The sequence below is a fragment of the Williamsia muralis genome, from assembly GCF_002735905.1.
Classification (GTDB): Bacteria; Actinomycetota; Actinomycetes; order Mycobacteriales; family Mycobacteriaceae; genus Williamsia; species Williamsia muralis_A.
This window is the reverse complement of the sequence record NZ_PEBD01000015.1, coordinates 1-1,000: the sequence shown is the minus strand read 5'-3', so window position 1 is coordinate 1,000 and position 1,000 is coordinate 1. Positions and strand designations below refer to the sequence as shown.

General features: G+C 63.7%; 2 protein-coding genes. Both read left to right on the top strand.

What is annotated here, in order from left to right; genetic code table 11:
* Window positions 1-629, top strand: a 629-nt coding sequence (locus CSW57_RS24095; RefSeq protein ID WP_099385136.1) for a RecB family exonuclease, incomplete at its 5' end; no start/stop codon positions are given.
* 18 nt (window positions 630-647) lie between these two features.
* Window positions 648-1,000: acyl-CoA thioesterase domain-containing protein (locus CSW57_RS24090; protein ID WP_223249493.1), on the top strand; the 353-nt coding region annotated here is incomplete at its 3' end.

The following is a 1,000-nucleotide window of genomic DNA, read 5'->3' as shown; positions in this document are numbered from 1 at the left end:
TTGTGGGCGTCGGCAAGGAACCGGTCGACCTGGTTCCCGATGACCAGGTCGACCGGTTCCTTGCCGACGCCCACAAACTCATCTCCACCTACTACACGCTGGAGAATCCAACCGCCTTCACACCGGAATCGTGTGAATTGCGGGTGGAGGTCGACCTGACCGAGGACGATGACGACCCCGATCGAGTGTTGTTGCGCGGCTTCGTCGACCGGATCGACGTGGCACCCGACGGCCGCGTACGTGTGGTCGACTACAAGACCGGGCGCTCCCCCGGCGAGAGTTTCGAATCGCGCGCGCTGTTCCAGATGAAGTTCTACGCGCTGGCGATCTACCGGCTCCGCGGGATCGTTCCGGCCCGCCTCCAACTGCTCTATCTCGCCGACGGCCAGAGCCTGATCTACACACCCGAGAAGGCCGAGCTCGATCGATTCGCCAAGACACTCACGGCGATCTGGAAGGCAATCCTGAAAGCCGGTGCGACGGGCGACTTCCCACCGAAGCGCAGTCGCATGTGTCAGTGGTGCGACCACAAGGCCCACTGCCCGGAGTTCGGCGGGACGCTGCTGCCGTACCCCGGATGGCCGTCGTCGCCGGGTGAGACGAGCCATGCGGAGGCCGTGTCGGAGTAGGTGGTTGAATCACCCCTTGTGTCTGCGCAACCCGCCTACTTCATCCCTCTGGGCCATGACGGCGATTTCGATCATTTCGAACCCACCGAACACACGGTCAGCGTGTGGGGTGCCGATCTGCAACACGGCGGCCCACCGACCGGATTGCTGACTCGAGCACTGCTGCGTCACGAGCCGGACGCGTCACATTCCTTCACACGCATAGCAATCGACATCCTCGGTCCGGTAGGGATGACCGAGAACCGGGTGTCGACGACCGTGCTGCGGCCGGGTAGACAGATCAGTCTGCTCGCGTCAGAACTGTCGGTGAAACAACCCGACGGCAGCTATCGGGTTGCCGCGCGAGCCACCGGATGGCGCCTTGCCACGGC